Source organism: Azospirillum sp. TSH58, from assembly GCF_003119115.1.
Classification (GTDB): Bacteria; Pseudomonadota; Alphaproteobacteria; order Azospirillales; family Azospirillaceae; genus Azospirillum.
The window spans coordinates 538,125-555,547 of record NZ_CP022367.1 but is presented as its reverse complement, the minus strand read 5'-3'; the positions used below and the strand labels follow the sequence as shown (position 1 = coordinate 555,547).

Genomic DNA, 17,423 nt, shown 5'->3' with positions numbered 1-17,423 from the left:
CCTCGACCTTCAGCCCCCCGGTGAACCACACCCTGCGGCTCGCGCCGAACAGCGGGCAGACCGCGCAGGTCCGCCACGACCTCATCCGCTCGGGCCGAATCGAGGTCTGCGGCAACAGCCCGAACGCGCTCGCCGGCCTGATGATGGACCTGCCGGACATCCCGGCGGACGAGCTGGATTGACTGCATTAGCGCCAGTCCAGCCCGCCGTTCCTATCGACCATGCGCGGTGCTGATCTTTGCCGGTTTGCCGAGATCACGCGGCGCGGATGCGCTCCAGAAACGTGTCGACCCGCTGGGACATCGTGCCAGCTTGTTTATGCATGATGCCGGAGGCGGAGAGAATGCCGGCTGACAATGTGCCTGTATCCACCGAGGCTTGCGTCACCTCGCCGATGATGAGGCTGACGCTCTGCGTACCCTTCGACGCTTCCTGAATGTTGCGAGTGATCTCCAGCGTCGCCGCCGCCTGCTTTTCCACAGCAGCGGCGACCGCCGTCGCAATCCCGCTGATCCGGTTGATTGTGGCGCCGACGTCGGTGATCGCTGCCGCCGACCCGCGGGCCGCGGTCTGCATGGCGGTGATCTGGGCGACAATCTCTTCGGTGGCGCGGGCGGTCTGGTTGGCGAGGCCCTTCACCTCGTTGGCGACGACGGCGAAGCCCTTGCCGGCCTCGCCGGCGCGGGCGGCCTCGATGGTGGCGTTCAGCGCCAGCAGGTTGGTCTGCGAGGCGATATGGTGGATCAGGCCGACGACATCCCCGATACATTGCGCGGCGTCGATCAAGCCTTTGACGGTGCTGGTCGTGGCATCTGCTTGGGCCACAGCTTCCTGGGCGATCTGAGAGGAGATGCTGACCTGTCGGCTGATGTCGCCGATGGACGCGCTAACCTCCTCCGATGCGCTTGCCACCGTCTGGACATTGATCGAGGCCTGTCCAGCCGCGCTCGCGACGTCCAACGACCGTTGGGTGGTGCGGGAAGCAAGCTCCGCCATGCGCTCGGCCGCCGACTGCATTTCCAGCGACTTGGCGCCTGAATCCTGGGCGACGCCTTTGATCTCCTGCTCGAAGCTCAGAGCCAGTTCATTCAGCACTCCCAATCGGGTGCGCCGTTCCGCTTCAGCGTAGGTTTCAAGCAAAATCTCAAGACTCATCCAGGAAATCTTGTTCAGGGTGTTGCGGAGGTCCGCCTTGCGATCGGCTTCGGCGCCCCCAAAGAACCGTGACGGACTGACTTTTAATTTGAGTGTATCCGCAATTTCTTGAATGACGGTGTAGTGACAGATGGCGACTGCATAGCTTGGGACGCCGTTGTTATAGAACACCTCAGCCAGTCGCTGGGCTGATTCGGTGAAACCGTCATCGAACCGCCCAGCCGCCACCCGGACCCAGTGCGCCACCCGCAGCGTGTGGACCTCAGGCTTCATGAGGGTGGCGTGGATCTCTGGCCATTGTGCGAAGCGGTTATGCCAATCCTCCAAAAGGCGGGGCAAATCACGCTCTGCAAAAGCTTCATTGGAGCGAAGGCTATGGATGTCCGTATCGGAGATGCCAAAAGTCTTAAGGCGTCTATGCATGTCAACTTCGTTACTGCGCATTGTTCCCTCGGAATTTCTTATCTGAGCGGATCATGTATTGATCCGGCAATCGAGACTTATGCGTGATTCAGCAAGAATGATGCCGCTACCGGCGCTTGCGGATATCCAATAATACTTGATGAAAATTCGCGCGCAGTTTGTCATGTGAAGGGACGAAGCCAAGGCGTTTCGCATTTTGGGAGCCAGCCCCGCAAAGTGCGATTTGTTTAGAACAATCCCAATGAACGTGTTGCGGAAGTGAGGGGCGTCCAGACTCGAAGCGCTCGCTTCCCGCCTCAACAGGAAAGCCCGCCCCAGGATCTCTGAGGCGGGCTTCCGCAGAGCTTCGCTGGATTTCCTGGCGGGGGTCCAATCCGTCGCTGCAGGGGCAACTATATAAAATGCGTGATAAAATGCAATGCCTACTTATGATCCTGACACCTCGGTGAGGCGGCGGAATCGGCTGGTTCAGGCGAGCGTGCACTTGACCACCCAGCGGTGCCGACCGAGGCGCTTGCTGTCCTCGGCACAGCGTCGGGCGATGCGCGGAATGGCGCTGCGCTCGCGGCACTCGCGCCGGCAGCGCCGGTGGTCGTAGGCTTTGTTGGCGTGCAGTTTGGCCGGCCGCCGGCGGGGCCGCCCGCGTGGGTCTTGGAGCCGCGGTGCGGCATCCCGCATGGTTTCCACCATGATGGAATCGTGGCGGTTGGCGCCGGTCAGGCGAACGGCAAGCGGGGTGCCGTTGCGGTCGGTGAGGACATGGCGCTTGGTTCCCGGCCGCTCACGATCCGTCGGGTTCGCCCCTGTTCCCTCGCCCCCCTTTTCGCCGGCATGCTGGCGCTGTCCAGCGCGGCCCGGCTTCAGTCGATCTGCTTGGCCCAGGTCAACTCCTACAAGAACATCCGCAGCAGCCGATCCCAGACCTCGGCGGCCAGCCACTCAGCCACAGCCCACTCAACGGCCATCAATCCTTCTTTTCAGGCGCGCAAAGCTGGTGTGGACGGATGTTTTTCGAGTCCCCAGATGCCGCCGGAAGGGCGGCGTCTGGCTAAATTCGGGCTCATCGGTGTGCACATGGTGTGCACCGGAAACTCTCGTATAAAATTATAAAGTGAGTACTCTCAAGGGGTTCGATTGCCGTGTGTGCACAGCCTGATGCACACGAAAAGAAACCCCAACCAACCCGAAAAGAGAGCAAAATCAGTGGGTTAGGTTGGCTGGGGCGCCAGGATTCGAACCTGGGAATGGCGGTACCAAAAACCGCTGCCTTACCGCTTGGCGACGCCCCAACCGAACGGCGCGATCAGCGCCGGAAGGGTCGGGACCATAATCGGAAACCCGGCCCGATTGCAACAGCTTCGTTGACCCTTACCGACCCTCGCGACGCCAAGCCATCAACAGCGCGCCCAGCGCCAGGGCCAGCACCGCGCCCACCGGCAGCAACGGCACCTCCGACACCCCCGTCACTGTGAAATCGCCGTTGGCGCGCAGGCTGATCCAGTCGTCTCCGGTCTGCGTCCGGTCGGGGCGGGTGCGGCGCACGTCGATGCCGGGGCGCACGCCCCCCTCCGTGTCGGAAATCCAATGCACCCCACCGCCGGTCTCGTTGGCGACGCCCGACAGGCGGTCGCCAGTGGAGCGCACGTCGGCCAGTTCCGGCGGGTTGACGGCGCCCACCACGGCCAGAGCCGTGCGCTCACCATCGGTGATGCGGTAGATGCCCGGCTCGCCCGCAACCACCGTGGCGCTGGCGCGGCCCGTGCGGTCCTCGGTCATTTCCAACGTGCGGGTCTCGTCGGAGGGGGTGGTAAGGGTGACGCCGCGCGGGTCGGGCTCGAGGGAGCGGCGCTCCACCGTGATGCGGTTGCCGTCCACATGGGCGCGCAGGTCGTTCTCCTCCAGCTCCGGTTCCTTCATCAGCCAATGGGCGAGGCGGCGCAGAAGCTCGGCCTGGGGGCCGCCGCCCTCGAAGCCACGGCTCCACAGCCACATCTGGTCCGAGGCCAACTGCGCCACCCGGCCCTTGCCGACACGGTCGAGGATCAGCAGCGGCCGGTCGTCGGCCCCGTTCATCACCACCGCGCCATTGCCCGGCACGACCTCCACCTGATGGAACCAGCGGCCCCAGCTCGGCTCGCCGTCCGGACGGTCGCCGGGCAGGCCGGCGGTCACCGGGTGGCGGCGGCCGACCTCCGTCACGGTCGGCTTGAAGGGGCGGTCGATGGCCTGCCCGGTCGGCTCCGCCGGCATCACCTGGCCCAGCGGCGTGCGGAACAGCGACAGCGGCGTGGCGTAGCCCTGGCCGGAGGCCTCCAGCAGGGCGCCGCCCTTCTGCACGTACTCGGCGATGTTCTCCAGATACATCTGCGGCAGCACGCCGCGCCGCCGGTAGCGGTCGAAGATGATCAGGTCGAACTCGTCCAGCTTGATCTCGAACAGCTCGCGGATCGGGAAGGCGATCAGCGACAGCTCGCGGATCGGCGTGCCGTCCTGCTTCTCCGGCGGGCGCAGGATGGTGAAATGCACGAGATCGACGGACGGATCGGCCTTCAGCAGGTTGCGCCACGTCCGCTCGCCGGCGTGCGGTTCGCCGGAGACCAGCAGCACGCGCAGGCGGTCGCGCACCCCGTTCACCACCACGGCGGTGCGGTTGTTGGCCAGCGTCAGCTCCTGCCGCGCCGCCTCGACCTCCATCTCCAGCACGTTCTGGCCGCCGTGGTTGACCGGCAGTTCCAGGTGGAAATCCTGGCCCACCGGCACGCGGATGGTGAGCGGCGGCCCGCCGTCCTGGCGCAGCGTCACCGCCGCGTCGGCCGACTGGCGGCGCGGCATGTCGTCCACCCGGATGGTCAGTTCCACCGGCTTGCCGACGAGGCCGTAGGCCGGCGCCTGGACGATGGCCAGACGGCGGTCGCCCTCGTCGCGGTTGCCGGTCAGCAGCGTGTGCACCGGGCCGATCTCGGCCAGCCGGGCGAGGTTTTCCGGAACGTCGTGGACCTGCCCGTCGGTGATCAGCACCGCCCCGGCCATGCGGCGGCGCGGCACGTCGGCCATGGCGCGGTTCAGCGCGTCGAACAGGTGCGTCTCGTTGATGGCGGAGGCGCCGGATTCCGCATCCCCGGCGCGGACCACCCGCAGTTCCAGGTCGTCGAAGGCCTTCAAACGCTCGGTCAGGCGCTCCAGTTCGGCCTCGGCGCGGGCGCGGCGGTCGCCGATGTTCTGGCTGGGCGAGGCGTCGAGCACGACGACGGCCACGTCCTTGATCGGTTCCCGCTTCTCCTGCACCAGCGACGGGTTGATCAGCGCCAGCGCGAGCACCGCCACCGCCAGAGCGCGCAGCCAGACGCCGCGCGCGCGGCGGAAGACGGCCAGAGCCAGGATCGCCAGCGCCACCACGAACAGCGGCACCAGGAAGACCCAGGGCAGCAGCGGCGCCAGAGCGATGGAGGTTCCGTCAAGCAGGGTCACTGGCCGAGCCTCTCGAGGATCGCGGGCACATGGACCTGATCGGCCTTGTAGTTGCCGGTCAGCGCGTACATGACGAGGTTGACGCCGAAGCGGTAGGCCATCTCCCGCTGCCGCTCCCCGCCGGGGACGACGGCGTAGAGGGGCTGGCCGTTGCGGTTCGCCGCCCAGGCGGCGGCCCAGTCGTTGCCGCCGATCAGCACGGGGGAGACGCCGTCGTTGGCGCGGCCTTCGCGCGCCTCGATCCACAGATTGCCGCCGTTGTAGCGGCCGGGGAAATCGTTCAGCAGGTAGAAGGACTTGGTCAGCACATGGTCGGGCGGGACCAGAGCCAGCGGCGGGATGTCCAGCCCCTGCACCATGCCCTGGAGCGCCTGGTTGCCGCCGACCGCGCCCGCCGACTGGTCGCGCGTGTCGAACAGGATGGTGCCGCCGTTGCGCATGTACTCGTTCAGCCGGGCGCGGGCGTGATCGCTCAGCGCGCGCTGGCCGCCGGACACCGGCCAGTAGAGCAGGGGATAGAAGGCCAGCTCGTCGGTTTCCGGATCGACGCCCACCGCCCCGGCGGCCTCCACCGCCGTGCGGCGGGTCAGCACGTCCACGAGGCTTTCCAGACCGGCGCGCGAGGTGTCGTCCACCGCCCCGTTCCCGGTGCGCACATAGGCGAGGTAGGTCTCCGCCGTCACTTTGGTCGACTGAGCGTCGTCGGCGCGGGCGGGGTTCCAGGGCGCCGCGGCCATGGGGAGGGCTGCGCCCAGCGTCAGCAGGACCGCGGCGGCGGCCCCGGCGCGGTGGCGCTTGCCGCCAAACCCCTTGCCGCCAAACCCCTTGCCGCCCCCCCCTTTGCCGCCGAACCGCCAGCCGCCGAGCAGGCCGCGCAGCGCCAGGGCGATCAGCAGGTCGATCATGGCGAGCGACAGCGCGATGCCGAGCAGCGCCGGCTTCAGCGCCACCTCGCCCCGCGTGCCGTAGGGGCCGCGGGCGACCCCGCCGGGCATGGCGCCCAGCGGCTCGATCCGCGTCAGCGTGGCGGTCAGGTTGAGGGCGCGGCGGGCCTCCTCCGTGCCGTAGAAGCCCGGCGGGTGGCGCGGGCCGAGCACGTCGGCCCCGGCGTCCCCGGCGATGGAGAAGGCGGCGGCCGGCGGCGGCACCAGCCGGCCGAAGCCGTCCAGCACCTCCAGCGGCTCCAGCGTGCCGCCATGGGCGCCCCCGGCGACGCCGCCGCTCAGCGTCACCAGGCGGCGCAGCATGTCGACGAACAGACCGGACATCGGCAGGTTCGACCATTCCGGGCTGGCGGTGGTGTGGACGAGCACGATGTAGCCGTCTCCGCGCTTTTCCGAGGTGACCAGGGGCGTGCCGTCCTGAAGCCGCGCCCAGGTGCGGTCGGCGAGGTCCAGCGCCGGCTCGGCCAGCACCTGCCGCGAGACGGCGACGTCGTCGGGAATGTGCAGGCCGGCGAAGGGGCTGCGTCCGTCGAAGGGCTGGAGCTTCGCCGGCTCCGACCAGGACAGCGCGCCGCCCAGCGCGCGGTCGCCCAGGCGCAGCCGCACCGGCACCAGACGGTCGGGATTCTGGGCCAGCCGCGGCCCGGCGAAGCGCAGCAGCACGCCGCCCTTGCGCACCCAATCCTCGATGGTCTGGGCCTCCTGCCCGGTCAGGGCGCCGATGTCCGACAGGACCAGCACCGCGAGATCGCGCTTGAGAAGCTCGTCCGGCTCGCCGCGGCGCACCTCGTTGTAGGGGGCCAGCGCCCGTTCCAGATAGTGCAGGTCGGAAAGCAGCGGCTGGTTCTCGCCGCTCGCGCGGCCCGAGGCCAGCCCGACCGGGCGGCGGCGCCAGCGCTCGTCGAGCAGGACGGTGGCCCCGGCGGTGGTGTCGTTCTCCACGCGCAGGCTGGCGGCGTCGTTGCGCAACTCCGCCGGCACCTCGAAGCGCACCTCGCGGGTGAGCTGCCCGGCGTCGAAGGCGACTGGCTGGCGGGTCAGCAGCCGACCGTCGGCGCCGGACAGGCGCACGGTGACGCTTTCCGGACGGGAAGCGTCGGCGCGCACCACGCGGGCGGACAGGCCGGCGCCCTCCGACGACGGGGGTAGCAGCAGGTGGGGCGGCTTCTCCGCGGAATCGTCCAGGATCTCAAGGGAGCCCATGCGCTGCAGCGTCTCGGCGAGGCCGCGGGCGGTGCGGTCGCCGATGCCGTCCGACAGCCAGACGGTGTGGGCGGAGCCCCGCGCGGCAAGGCCGCGCACCGCCTCCAGCGCGCCGGCGCGGTCGGTCGGCCAGGGGTGCGGCTCCAGCGCCTGGATCAGGCGGCGGGCTTCCGAGGCGGGCAGGGGCGGGCTGGCCTTCACCGCCTCGCCCCCGGCGGGCCGGGCGGTCGGCAGCAGGACGACCGGGCGGTTCTGCCGCTCCGCCTGCGACACCAGCTCCTCCATGGCGGCGCGGCGGCTCGTCCAGTCGCGGCCCGACGCCCAGCCGTTGTCGACCAGCAGCAGCAGCGGCCCGCTGCCCGGCAGGGCGGCGCGCGGGTTCAGCAGCGGCCCGGCCAGCGCCAGGATCAGCAGCGCGGCGACGATCAGGCGCAGGATCAGCAGCCACAGCGGGGTGCGGGCGGGAGTCTCCTCCCGCGCCGTCAGGTCGCGCAGCAGCCGGATGGCGGGAAAGCGCACCACCCGCGGGGCCGGCGGCGTGACGCGCAGCAGCCACCACAGCACCGGCAGGACGGCCAGGGCGGCCAGCACCCACGGGACGGCAAAGGCGATCGGTCCGAAACCCAGCATCGGCGTCTACGCTGTTGGAGGGTGAGGAGTGGAGGGCGAGGCGATTGCCCCCACCCCGGCCCTCCCCCGCTTCGCAGGGGAGGGAGATTTGGCCCTCCCCTGCGTGAGCGGGGGAGGGAGGGACCCGCGAAGCGGGAGGGTGGGGGCAACGCGCCGCCCCACCTAAACCGCCTCCCGCGCCAGGGCGCCCCACAGCCCGAGCAGGGCGGTCTGGGGCGGCCGGTCGGTGCGGTGGACGGCGTAGGTCCAGCCGGCGGTGCGGGCGAGCGCGTCCAAACCGTCCTGGTGGGCGCGCAGGCGCTCCAGGTAGGTCTCGCGCACCGCTTCCACCCGCGGCACCAGCAGTTCCTCCTCACCCTCGAAGCCTTCGAACTCGACGCGGCCTTCGTAGGGCAGGGTCTCCTCCGCCGGGTCGAGGATCTGCAGCAGATGGCCGCGCACGCCCCGCCCGGTGAGCGCCGACACGGTGGCGTGGATCTCCGGCAGCGGCGACAGCAGATCGCCCACCAGGACCACCTGGGCGTGGCGGGGCAGCGGTTCGGGCTGCGGCAGGGCGTCGGGGGAATGGGCGTTGCGCGGGTCGGTCATCTGCCCGGCCATGCGGTTCAGGGCGAACTTGCCATGGTCCGGGCGCTGGCCGGAGTTGAGCAGGCCGACCCGCTCGCCGCCGCGCACCAGCAGCACCGCGGTGGCGAGGGTCAGCAGGTCGGCGCGCTCCCGCTTGGTCGGCAGGCTGTTGGCGGAGCGGTAATCCATGGAGGGCGAACGGTCGCGCCACAGCCAGACGGTCTGGGCGGCCTCCCACTCGTTCTCGCGCACATAGACGGGCTGGGTCTTGCCGGACTGCCGCCAGTCGATCATCTGCGGCGAGTCGCCGGGCTGATAGCGGCGGAACTGCCAGAAGGTCTCGCCCAGCCCGACGCGGCGCCGCCCGTGCACGCCCTGCGCCACCGTGGAGGCGACGCGCTCCGCCGCGACCAACAGCGGCGGCAGGGTGGCGGCCAGCCCCTCCGCGCGCTGCTGCGCCCGCAGGGTGGTGGCGCCGAGGGTTGGAGAGGCCATCAGCGGGTCCTTACGACAGCGGTGCGCAGAGGCGGTTGATGATGTCGTCCAGCGTGATCCCGTCCGCCCGCGCCGCGAAGTTCAGCGCCATGCGGTGGCGCAGCACGGGCTTCGCCAGGGCCACGACGTCGTCCAGCGACGGCGCCAGCCGCCCGTCCAGCACGGCGCGGGCGCGGGCGGCGAGCATCAGCGCCTGGCTGGCGCGCGGGCCGGGACCCCAGGCGACGTGGCGCTGCACCTCGGGCAGGTCGGTCGCCTCCGGGCGGCCCCGCCGCACGAGGTCGAGGATGCCGTCCACCACGCCCTCGCCGACCGGCACGCGGCGGACCAGACGTTGGGCGGCCTGGAGGTCGGCGGGGGAGAGCACCGTCACCGCCTGCTCGTCCAGTGAGCCAGTGGTGGCGATCATCATCCGCCGCTCGGCGTCGCGGTCGGGGTAATCGACGTCGATCTGCATCAGGAAGCGGTCGAGCTGGGCTTCCGGCAGCGGGTAGGTGCCTTCCTGCTCCAGCGGGTTCTGGGTGGCCAGCACGTGGAAGGGCTGGGGCAGGGCGTGGTAGTGGCCGGCGACCGACACGCGCCGTTCCTGCATCGCCTGGAGCAGGGCGGACTGGGTGCGCGGGCTGGCGCGGTTGATCTCGTCCGCCATCAGGAGCTGGCTGAACACCGGCCCGGGAATGAAGCGGAAGGAGCGGCGGCCCTGCTCGTTCTCCTCCAGCACCTCCGACCCCAGGATGTCGGCGGGCATCAGGTCGGGCGTGCACTGGATGCGCTTCTCGGCGAGGCCCAGCACGGTGCCCAGCGTCTCGACCAGCCGCGTCTTGGCGAGGCCGGGGACACCGATCAGCAGCACGTGGCCGCCGGCCAGGAGCGTGATCAGCGTGAGGTCGATGACCTCCTGCTGGCCGAAGATGATCCGCCCGATGCGGTCGCGCACATGGGTCAGCCGGCCGCCCAGCGCCTCGATCTCCGCCATGAGCTGGTGCGGGTTCTCGCCGGCGGGAAAGCCCTGGCCTGGATTGGTGCCCGGATTGACGGCGTCGGTTGCGCTCACGTCTCTGCTCCCGTTTAAGACCATGCACTCGGTGGGCAATCATGACCGCCCAATCATGACCGCCCAATCATGACCGCTGGGGGTCGAAACGGCCATCGTGGCAAATCCGCCAGTCCGGACCTATGTGACGAGTATGGCGAAATTACGTTGCGCGGCCAGTTCCCTCTGTGCCCCTCATGCCAGAAAAAGACGAGAAGGCTAGCGATGAAAGTCGGCAATGAACCGGCGAATGACAAGCGCCCAAATGAAACGCGCCCAGGTGGGATGACCGGTGGGGAGAGCGGCGAAAGCCCGCCCCCCGCTCTGCCGCTGACCGCGCGGGAGCAGCGGTTCGACATCCGCATCGCCCGCGACGGCACCTGGTTCCACGAAGGCGACCCGATCCGGCGGATCGAGCTGGTCAAGCTGTTCGCCACCGTCCTGCGGCGCGACGGGGCGGGCGACTTCTGGCTGGTCACCCCGGTCGAGCGCGGGCGGATCGTGGTCGAGGACACGCCGTTCGTCGCCGTGGAAATGGCGGCAAGCGGAGATGGCGACGAACAGGTGGTGTCATTCCGTACAAATTTAGACGAATGGGTCGAATGCGGGCCGGATCATCCGATCAGAGTTGTCCACAATCCTGAAAATGGCGAACCGACGCCCTATATCCTCATAAGAAACGGGCTCGAAGCGCGAATTCTTCGTTCGGTCTACTACGAATTGGTGGACCGGGCCGACACGCGCGGCCATGATGGTGAGGCTGAGGTGGGGGTATGGAGCAAGAAGGTCTTCTTCGTGCTGGGCAGGCTGCCTGGCGGGTGAGTCTCGACGAGATCCGCAAGCGCTTTCCGGGAAGCGCCGCCGCTGGCCTGCGCCCGGTCAAGGTGCGCGGCGACCATGATCTGAATCCCGGTTTCGAGCCTTCCCAGGCCAAGCTGCGGGAGGCTGCCGTCCTGGTGCCGCTGGTCGACCGTCCGGAGGAGCTGACGGTCATCTTCACCCAGCGCACCGCCAACCTGACCGCCCACGCCGGGCAGATCAGCTTCCCCGGCGGGCGGATGGAGAGCGACGACCGCGATCCGGAGGACACCGCCCTGCGCGAGACCGAGGAGGAGATCGGGCTGGCGCGCGACCGCATCGAGGTGCTGGGGCGGCTCGACACCTACGTGACGCGGACCGGCTTCCGGGTGACTCCGGTGGTCGGGCTGGTGCGCCCGCCCTTCCAGGTGACACCCGACCCGACCGAGGTGGCGGAGGTCTTCGAGGTGCCGCTGGCCGCCATCCTCGACCCGACCAACCCGCAGCGCCACAGCCGCGAGTTCCAGGGCGCGCAGCGCTACTTCTACGCCTTCCCCTACCAGCAGCGCTTCATCTGGGGCGCGACGGCGGGGATGCTGGTGAATCTCTGCGATGTTCTGCGCGCCGAGGGGCTGGGCGAAGGGCTGGGGTGCGACGGCCTGGGGGCCGACCGCCTGGGCGACCGGCCCGCCGGCGGACCATCGTAAGGCGGGCGGCGCGTGCTGCGGATCTTCCTGACGGTCATCCTGCCCCTGGTCCTGCCCACGGCGGGTTATGTCCTGTACGTGTTCGTCGTCGAGCGGCGCCGCCGCGAGGCGGAGGAGGCGCACCGCCCGGCCCCCTGGTGGGCGACGGCGCCCTGGCCCTGGCTGGTCTTCGCCGGGGTGGCGGCGATGGCGGTGACGCTGGGAGCCGTTGCCATGACCAGCGGGGTGGCGCCGCACACGCCCTACACACCGGCCCATCTCGAAGACGGGCGGGTGATCGGCGGCGGCCCATCCGGCAATGGGCCATCCGGCAGCGGGCCATCCGGCAGCGGGCCATCTGGCAATTGAGCGTTCCGCGGGCTAGCCTGCCGCCATGACCGTCAACGCCCGCATCGCCCCCCAGCCCTGGATGACCGCTCCCGAAACGCGCGCCGTGTTCGACGCCCTGGCCGCCGGAGGGGCCGACGCGCGCTTCGTCGGCGGTTGCGTGCGCGACGCCTGGCTGGGCCGCAAGGTGAAGGACATCGACATCGCCACCCACGCTCCGCCGGAGCGGGTGATGGCGTTGCTGAAGGCCGCGGGCATCGGCGCCATCCCCACCGGGATCGAGCACGGCACCATCACCGCCGTGGTCGGGAAGGCGCATTACGAGATCACCACGCTGCGCCGCGACGTGGAGAGCTTCGGGCGTCACGCCCGCGTGGAGTTCACCGACGACTGGCGGGAGGACGCAGCCCGGCGCGACCTGACGATGAACGCGCTGAGCTGCACGCTGGACGGCTGCGTCTACGACCCCTTCGGGGGGCTGGCGGACATGGCCGCCGGGCGGGTGCGCTTCGTCGGCGACCCGCGCCAGCGCATCGAGGAGGATGTGCTGCGCCTGCTGCGCTTCTTCCGCTTCCACGCCCATTACGGGCGCGGCGCCCCGGACGCGGCGGCGCTGGCCGCCTGCGCCGAGATGGCCCCCCGCCTGCCCACCCTGTCCGGCGAGCGGGTGCGGGGCGAGCTGTCCCGCCTGTTGGCGGCGCTTGACCCGGCGTCGGTCTGGGAGCTGATGATCGGGCTCGGCGTGATGGCCCATCTGTTGCCGGACGCGGTGCGCACCGCCCGGCTGGATGGGCTGGTCCGGCTGGAGCACGATCTGGCCGAGCCGGCCGACGCGGTGCGCCGCTTCGCCGCCGTGCTGGACACCGACCGGGCGGGGGCGCTGGCCGTGGCCCAGACGCTGCGCCTGTCCAACGCCGACCGCGACCGGCTCGCCGCCCTGACCGAGCCGCCGATGGCAATACCATTGATGGCTGTGGCTCCCTCCGACGGGCCGGTGAAGCGGCGTCAGGCGCTCTACCGGCTGGGCGACGCCGGGCTGTACCGCGACCTCGTGCTGCTGGCGGCGGTGGACGCCCCCGGACCGGTGGCGCTCGACGCGGTGAAGGCGGCGCTGGCGACCGCCGAGGACCTGCCGTCCCTGGTCCTTCCCATCGCCGGGCGCGACCTGCTGGCCATGGGGATGCCGCGCGGCCCGGCGGTGGGCGCGCTGCTGAAGCAGGTCGAGGCGTGGTGGATCGCCGAGGACTTCCGGCCCGGCCGGGAGGCGTGCCTGGCGGAGGCGGCGAGGCGCTTGGGGTGAGGAGGGGCCGTTACGGCCACTTCACCTCGGGCGGCATGCTCATCAGGATGGCCTCGGTGTTGCCGCCGGTCTTCAGGCCGAAGGTCGTCCCGCGGTCGTAGAGCAGGTTGAACTCGACGTAGCGGCCGCGGCGGATCAGCTGGTGTTCGCGCTGCTCCGGTGTCCAGGGCCGGTTCATGTGGCGGCGGACCAGGGTGGGGAAGACCTCCAGGAAGGCCAAGCCCACATCGCGGGTGAAGGCGAAGTCGGCCTCCCAGTTCCCGGAGTCCAGATTGTCGTAGAAGATGCCGCCGACGCCGCGCGCCTCGCCCCGGTGCGGCAGGAAGAAGTAGCGGTCGCACCATTCCTTGTAGCGCGCGTAGCAGGTCGGGTCGTGGCGGTCGCAGGCGCCGCGGAAGGCGGCGTGGAAGTCGGCGGTGTCCTGCTCGTCGGGCACCATCGGGGTGAGGTCGGCGCCGCCGCCGAACCAGCCGAGGCTGGTCACGATGTGACGCGTGTTCATATGCGTGGCCGGCACCAGCGGCGAGCGCATGTGCGCGACGAGGCTGATGCCCGACGCCCAGAACCGCCCGTCCTCCGCGGCGCCGGGAATGTTGGCGCGGAACTCCGGGCTGAAGGTGCCGTGCACCGTGGAGACGTTGACCCCCACCTTCTCGAACACGCGGCCCCGCATCACCGACATCACGCCGCCGCCGCCCTCGCCGCCGCCATGGTCGGGGCGCTGCCAGGGCTTGCGCTCGAAGCGGCCCGGCGGCAGGTCGGAATGGGTGCCGGTCAGCTCGTCCTCGATCCGCTCGAACTCGGCGCAGATGCGGTCGCGCAGTTCGGCGAACCAGGCGCTGGCCTGAGCCTGACGGGCGGCTTTGATGTCCATGGCGTCGGTGGGGGAGGTGGTCATGGGCGGGCGTCCGGCGTCGGTCAGGGCAAAGGATGGGGCGATGGGCTCGGCAATGCGGCCGTCTGCCGCAGGGCTTCACCCAACACCATCGCGGCACTCAGCGCAACATTCAGCGACCGGGCGGGCGGCTTCAACGGAATGACCAGCCGGACGTCGGCGGCCTCGTGCACCTCGTCGGGCACCCCGGCGCTCTCGCGCCCGACCATGATCCGGTCGTCCGGCGCGAAGGCGAAATCGGTGTAGGGAACGGCGCCGCGGGTGGTCAGCAGCACCAGCCGCCCGGCCTGCGGCAGCGCCCGGTAGGCCGCCCAGGAGCTGTGCCGGACCAATGAGAGCTGGTCGATGTAGTCCATCCCGGCCCGCCGCAGCTTGCGGTCGTCCAGAACGAAGCCGCAGGGTTCGATCAGGTCCAGCGGCACCCCGAGTCCCGCCGCCAGACGCATCAGAGTCCCGGCGTTCTGGGGAATGTCCGGTTCGAAGAGAACGAGGCGCATGAAATTCCCTTTTGGTTCAGCGAAGTCTAATGGTGCACCGCAAAGCGCGACAAGTTGTCCCGATGACAAAACCTTTTCAAGGCGTTGCCGCGACTGTATACCGCACCCCGGATACCCGGGAGATACAACCCCGGTCGACGCGGCGCGCACCCACCCACCCAGTGAGCGGACATGCCCGTCAAGTCGTGATAAACACTGGTCCACGTGTCATAGGGCGCTTCGGCGCGCCGCGTATGCCTTGAGGAGATTAACGCTTATGGCTCAGACCACGCATCCGCCCGGGACGGGTGGCCACGCGGCCCCCGGCGGCGAGGGGGCTTCCCGCCGTGATTTTCTCTACCTCGCCACCGGGGCCGTGGGTGCCGTTGGTGTCGCATCCGCCGTCTGGCCGTTCATCGACAGCATGAACCCGGCCGCCGACACCCTCGCGCTGGCTTCGATCGACGTGGATCTGGCCCCGGTCCAGGAAGGCCAGGCGATCACCGTCACCTGGCGCGGCAAGCCGGTCTTCGTCCGCCACCGCACGGCGAAGGAGATCGAGGAGGCCCGCACCGTCAACCTCGGCGACCTGCGCGACCCGGCCGCCGACGACGCCCGCGTCAAGAAGCCGGAATGGCTGATCGTCGTCGGCATCTGTACGCACTTGGGCTGCGTGCCCCTGGGGCAGAAGCCGACCGATCCGCGCGGCGACTACGACGGCTGGTTCTGCCCGTGCCACGGCTCGCACTACGACACCGCAGGGCGCATCCGCAAGGGTCCCGCCCCGGCCAACCTCGTCGTTCCGCAGTACGCTTTCACGAGCGACACCGCGGTCCGGCTCGGCTAAGCGGCCCTTAAGGTTCTGGAGACCCCAAGATGGCTCAGGCTCACGCCCCCCAGTTCAAGAATCCCGTCGTGAAGTGGATCGACAGCCGCCTGCCGATCTTCACGATGCTGGACCATGAGTACAACCAGTATCCGATGCCCCGGAACGTCAACTATCTGTGGGCGTTCGGTGCCATCGCCGGCATCATGCTGGTCATCATGATCGCCACCGGCCTCGTGCTGGCGATGCAGTATGCGGCCAACACGCACATCGCCTTCGAGTCGGTGGAGCGCATCATGCGCGACGTCAACTACGGCTGGCTGCTGCGCTACGTCCACGCCAACGGCGCGTCGATGTTCTTCATCGCCGTCTACATCCACATGTTCCGCGGTCTCTACTACGGCTCCTACAAGGCGCCGCGCGAGATCCTGTGGATCCTCGGCGTGCTGATCCTGCTGGCCATGATGGCGACCGCCTTCATGGGCTACGTGCTGCCGTGGGGCCAGATGAGCTTCTGGGGCGCCACCGTCATCACGAACCTGTTCTCGGCCTTCCCGCTGGTCGGCGACCCGATCGTGACCTGGCTGTGGGGCGGCTTCTCGGTCGACAACCCGACGCTGAACCGCTTCTTCGCGCTGCACTTCCTGCTGCCGTTCGTGCTGCTGGGCCTGGTGATCCTCCACACCGCCGCCCTGCACGTCTCCGGCTCCAACAACCCGCTGGGCATCGACGCCAAGGGCCCGCAGGACACCGTGCCGTTCAACCCGTACGTCACGGTCAAGGACGGCTTCGCGGTCGTCGTGTTCCTGATCTTCTACGCGGCCTTCGTCTTCTTCGCCCCGAACTACCTCGGCCACCCGGACAACTACATCCCGGCCAACCCGCTGGTCACGCCGGCGCACATCGTTCCGGAATGGTACTTCCTGCCGTTCTACGCGATCCTGCGCGCGATCCCGGACAAGCTGGGCGGCGTGCTCGCCATGTTCGGCGCCATCGCGGTGCTGGCGGCCCTGCCGTGGCTCGACACCTCCAAGGTGCGCAGCTGCAAGTTCCGTCCGATCTACCGCCAGTTCTTCTGGATCCTCGCCATCGACGCCCTGGTCCTGGGCTACGCCGGCGCGATGCCCGCGGAAGGCGTGTGGCTGCTGGTCGCCCGCATCGGCACGGCCTACTACTTCTTCCACTTCCTGATCCTGCTGCCGCTGCTGGGCAAGCTGGAGCGTCCGCTGCCGCTTCCCGCCAGCATCTGCGAACCGGTTCTGAAGGGCGGTGGCCGCGTTGCCGCCGGCGCCCATGCCAAGCCCATGGAGAAGGCATAATGCGCTCTCTGAAGTCTGCCATCCTCTCCGCGGCCGTCGCCCTGGGCCTGGCCGGCGCCGCGCAGGCGTCGGAAGCGGTGCACATTCCCAAGCAGGAGTGGGCGCACAGCGGCGTGTTCGGCACCATCGACAAGGCCTCGGCGCAGCGCGGCTTCCAGATCTACAAGGAAGTCTGCTCGACCTGCCACTCGGCCAAGCTGGTCCCGATCCGCACGCTCGCCGGCATCGGCTTCAACGAGGACGAGCTGAAGGCGATCGCCGCCGGTTATGAGGTCCAGGCCGGTCCGAACGACGCGGGCGAGATGTTCATGCGTCCGGGCATCCCGGCCGACCGCTTCCCGGCGCCGTTCCCCAACGACAACGCCGCCCGCGCCGCCAACAACGGCGCCCTGCCGCCGGACCTGTCGCTGATCGCGAAGGCCCGCGTCGGCGGCGAGGACTACCTCTACGCCTTCCTGACCGGCTTCGAGGAGAACCCGCCGGAAGGCGTGACCCTGATGCCGGGCATGAACTACAACAAGTACTTCCCGGGCCATCAGGTGGGCATGCCCAACATCCTGATGCCGGACGGCGTGACCTACGCCGACGGCACCCCGGCGACGGTGCAGCAGCAGGCCCACGACATCAGCACCTTCCTGACCTTCATCGCCGAGCCGCACATGGATGCGCGCAAGCAGATGGGCGTGAAGGTGATCCTGTTCCTGATCGTGCTGGCCGGCCTGATGTACGCCACCAAGCGCAAGCTGTGGAGCACCCTGCACTGAGCCGCATCGTCGGCCCGGTGTGGATGACGTGAGACTGGACGGGGCGCCTTCGGGCGCCCTGTTCTTTTATGGCCCCTGCTCTTTGACCGACTT

At 69.3% G+C, this 17,423-nt stretch carries 15 protein-coding genes, 1 tRNA gene and 1 pseudogene; 8 read left to right on the top strand and 9 right to left on the bottom strand.

Annotated features, from left to right (window positions below; translation table 11 throughout):
* Nucleotides 1-20: 20 nt before the first annotated feature.
* Nucleotides 21-182 (top strand): hypothetical protein, encoded by a 162-nt coding sequence (locus TSH58p_RS33355; RefSeq protein ID WP_158282675.1) that lies wholly within the window; start codon nt 21-23, stop codon nt 180-182.
* Nucleotides 183-255: 73 nt separating this feature from the next.
* Here the strand turns inward: TSH58p_RS33355 and TSH58p_RS24130 are convergent, their stop codons facing one another.
* From TSH58p_RS24130 to TSH58p_RS24100, 7 genes and pseudogenes are all read right to left on the bottom strand, one after another.
* Nucleotides 256-1,599, bottom strand: coding sequence for a globin-coupled sensor protein (locus TSH58p_RS24130; protein ID WP_109469505.1), 1,344 nt, complete (start codon nt 1,597-1,599; stop codon nt 256-258).
* A 450-nt stretch (nt 1,600-2,049) separates the two neighbouring features.
* A pseudogene (locus tag TSH58p_RS24125) lies at nt 2,050-2,519 on the bottom strand (transposase); the annotation flags it as partial.
* A 273-nt stretch (nt 2,520-2,792) separates the two neighbouring features.
* A tRNA-Gln gene (locus tag TSH58p_RS24120) sits at nt 2,793-2,867 on the bottom strand.
* Between the two features lie 79 nt (nt 2,868-2,946).
* The gene (locus tag TSH58p_RS24115; protein WP_109469503.1) at nt 2,947-5,046 is read right to left on the bottom strand and encodes a glutamine amidotransferase; all 2,100 of its coding nucleotides are present in this window, start codon (nt 5,044-5,046) and stop codon (nt 2,947-2,949) included.
* Nucleotides 5,043-7,823, bottom strand: coding sequence for a DUF4159 domain-containing protein (locus TSH58p_RS24110; protein ID WP_109469502.1), 2,781 nt, complete (start codon nt 7,821-7,823; stop codon nt 5,043-5,045). Before TSH58p_RS24110 ends, TSH58p_RS24115 begins: the two co-directional genes overlap by 4 nt.
* A gap of 162 nt (nt 7,824-7,985) precedes the next feature.
* Entirely contained in the window at nt 7,986-8,885 is a 900-nt protein-coding gene (locus TSH58p_RS24105; RefSeq protein ID WP_109469501.1) for a DUF58 domain-containing protein, read from the bottom strand.
* A gap of 10 nt (nt 8,886-8,895) precedes the next feature.
* Nucleotides 8,896-9,861: a MoxR family ATPase gene (locus TSH58p_RS24100; protein ID WP_109469612.1), complete on the bottom strand. Its 966-nt coding sequence runs from the start codon at nt 9,859-9,861 to the stop codon at nt 8,896-8,898.
* Nucleotides 9,862-10,143: 282 nt separating this feature from the next.
* Between TSH58p_RS24100 and TSH58p_RS24095 the strand changes: the two genes are divergently transcribed.
* From TSH58p_RS24095 to TSH58p_RS24080, 4 genes are read left to right on the top strand one after another with little or no spacing between them, the layout of a single operon-like run.
* Nucleotides 10,144-10,740 carry a DUF1285 domain-containing protein gene (locus tag TSH58p_RS24095; RefSeq protein ID WP_109469500.1) on the top strand — a complete coding sequence of 199 codons (597 nt, stop codon included), beginning with the start codon at nt 10,144-10,146 and terminating at the stop codon, nt 10,738-10,740.
* Nucleotides 10,737-11,423 (top strand): CoA pyrophosphatase, encoded by a 687-nt coding sequence (locus TSH58p_RS24090; protein ID WP_247874338.1) that lies wholly within the window; start codon nt 10,737-10,739, stop codon nt 11,421-11,423. The genes TSH58p_RS24095 and TSH58p_RS24090 overlap by 4 nt, the downstream gene beginning before the upstream one ends.
* Before the next feature lie 12 nt (nt 11,424-11,435).
* Nucleotides 11,436-11,771 carry a DUF6111 family protein gene (locus TSH58p_RS24085; RefSeq protein ID WP_109469498.1) on the top strand — a complete coding sequence of 112 codons (336 nt, stop codon included), beginning with the start codon at nt 11,436-11,438 and terminating at the stop codon, nt 11,769-11,771.
* 25 nt (nt 11,772-11,796) lie between these two features.
* Nucleotides 11,797-13,050 (top strand): CCA tRNA nucleotidyltransferase, encoded by a 1,254-nt coding sequence (locus TSH58p_RS24080; protein WP_109469497.1) that lies wholly within the window; start codon nt 11,797-11,799, stop codon nt 13,048-13,050.
* Between the two features lie 10 nt (nt 13,051-13,060).
* On the opposite strand, the gene hemF is transcribed toward TSH58p_RS24080, so the two are convergent.
* On the bottom strand, nt 13,061-13,948 hold the full coding sequence (gene hemF, locus TSH58p_RS24075) for an oxygen-dependent coproporphyrinogen oxidase (protein ID WP_247874337.1): 888 nt from the start codon (nt 13,946-13,948) through the stop codon (nt 13,061-13,063).
* A 20-nt stretch (nt 13,949-13,968) separates the two neighbouring features.
* Entirely contained in the window at nt 13,969-14,442 is a 474-nt protein-coding gene (locus TSH58p_RS24070) for a tRNA (cytidine(34)-2'-O)-methyltransferase (RefSeq protein WP_109469496.1), read from the bottom strand.
* A 256-nt stretch (nt 14,443-14,698) separates the two neighbouring features.
* Between TSH58p_RS24070 and petA the strand changes: the two genes are divergently transcribed.
* From petA to TSH58p_RS24055, 3 genes are read left to right on the top strand one after another with little or no spacing between them, the layout of a single operon-like run.
* A complete protein-coding gene (gene petA / locus TSH58p_RS24065; RefSeq protein WP_109469495.1) occupies nt 14,699-15,268 on the top strand; it encodes a ubiquinol-cytochrome c reductase iron-sulfur subunit in 570 nt (189 codons plus the stop codon).
* Nucleotides 15,269-15,297: 29 nt separating this feature from the next.
* A complete protein-coding gene (locus tag TSH58p_RS24060) occupies nt 15,298-16,566 on the top strand; it encodes a cytochrome b/b6 (RefSeq protein ID WP_109469494.1) in 1,269 nt (422 codons plus the stop codon).
* Entirely contained in the window at nt 16,566-17,330 is a 765-nt protein-coding gene (locus TSH58p_RS24055; protein WP_109469493.1) for a cytochrome c1, read from the top strand. Before TSH58p_RS24060 ends, TSH58p_RS24055 begins: the two co-directional genes overlap by 1 nt.
* Nucleotides 17,331-17,423: the final 93 nt, after the last annotated feature.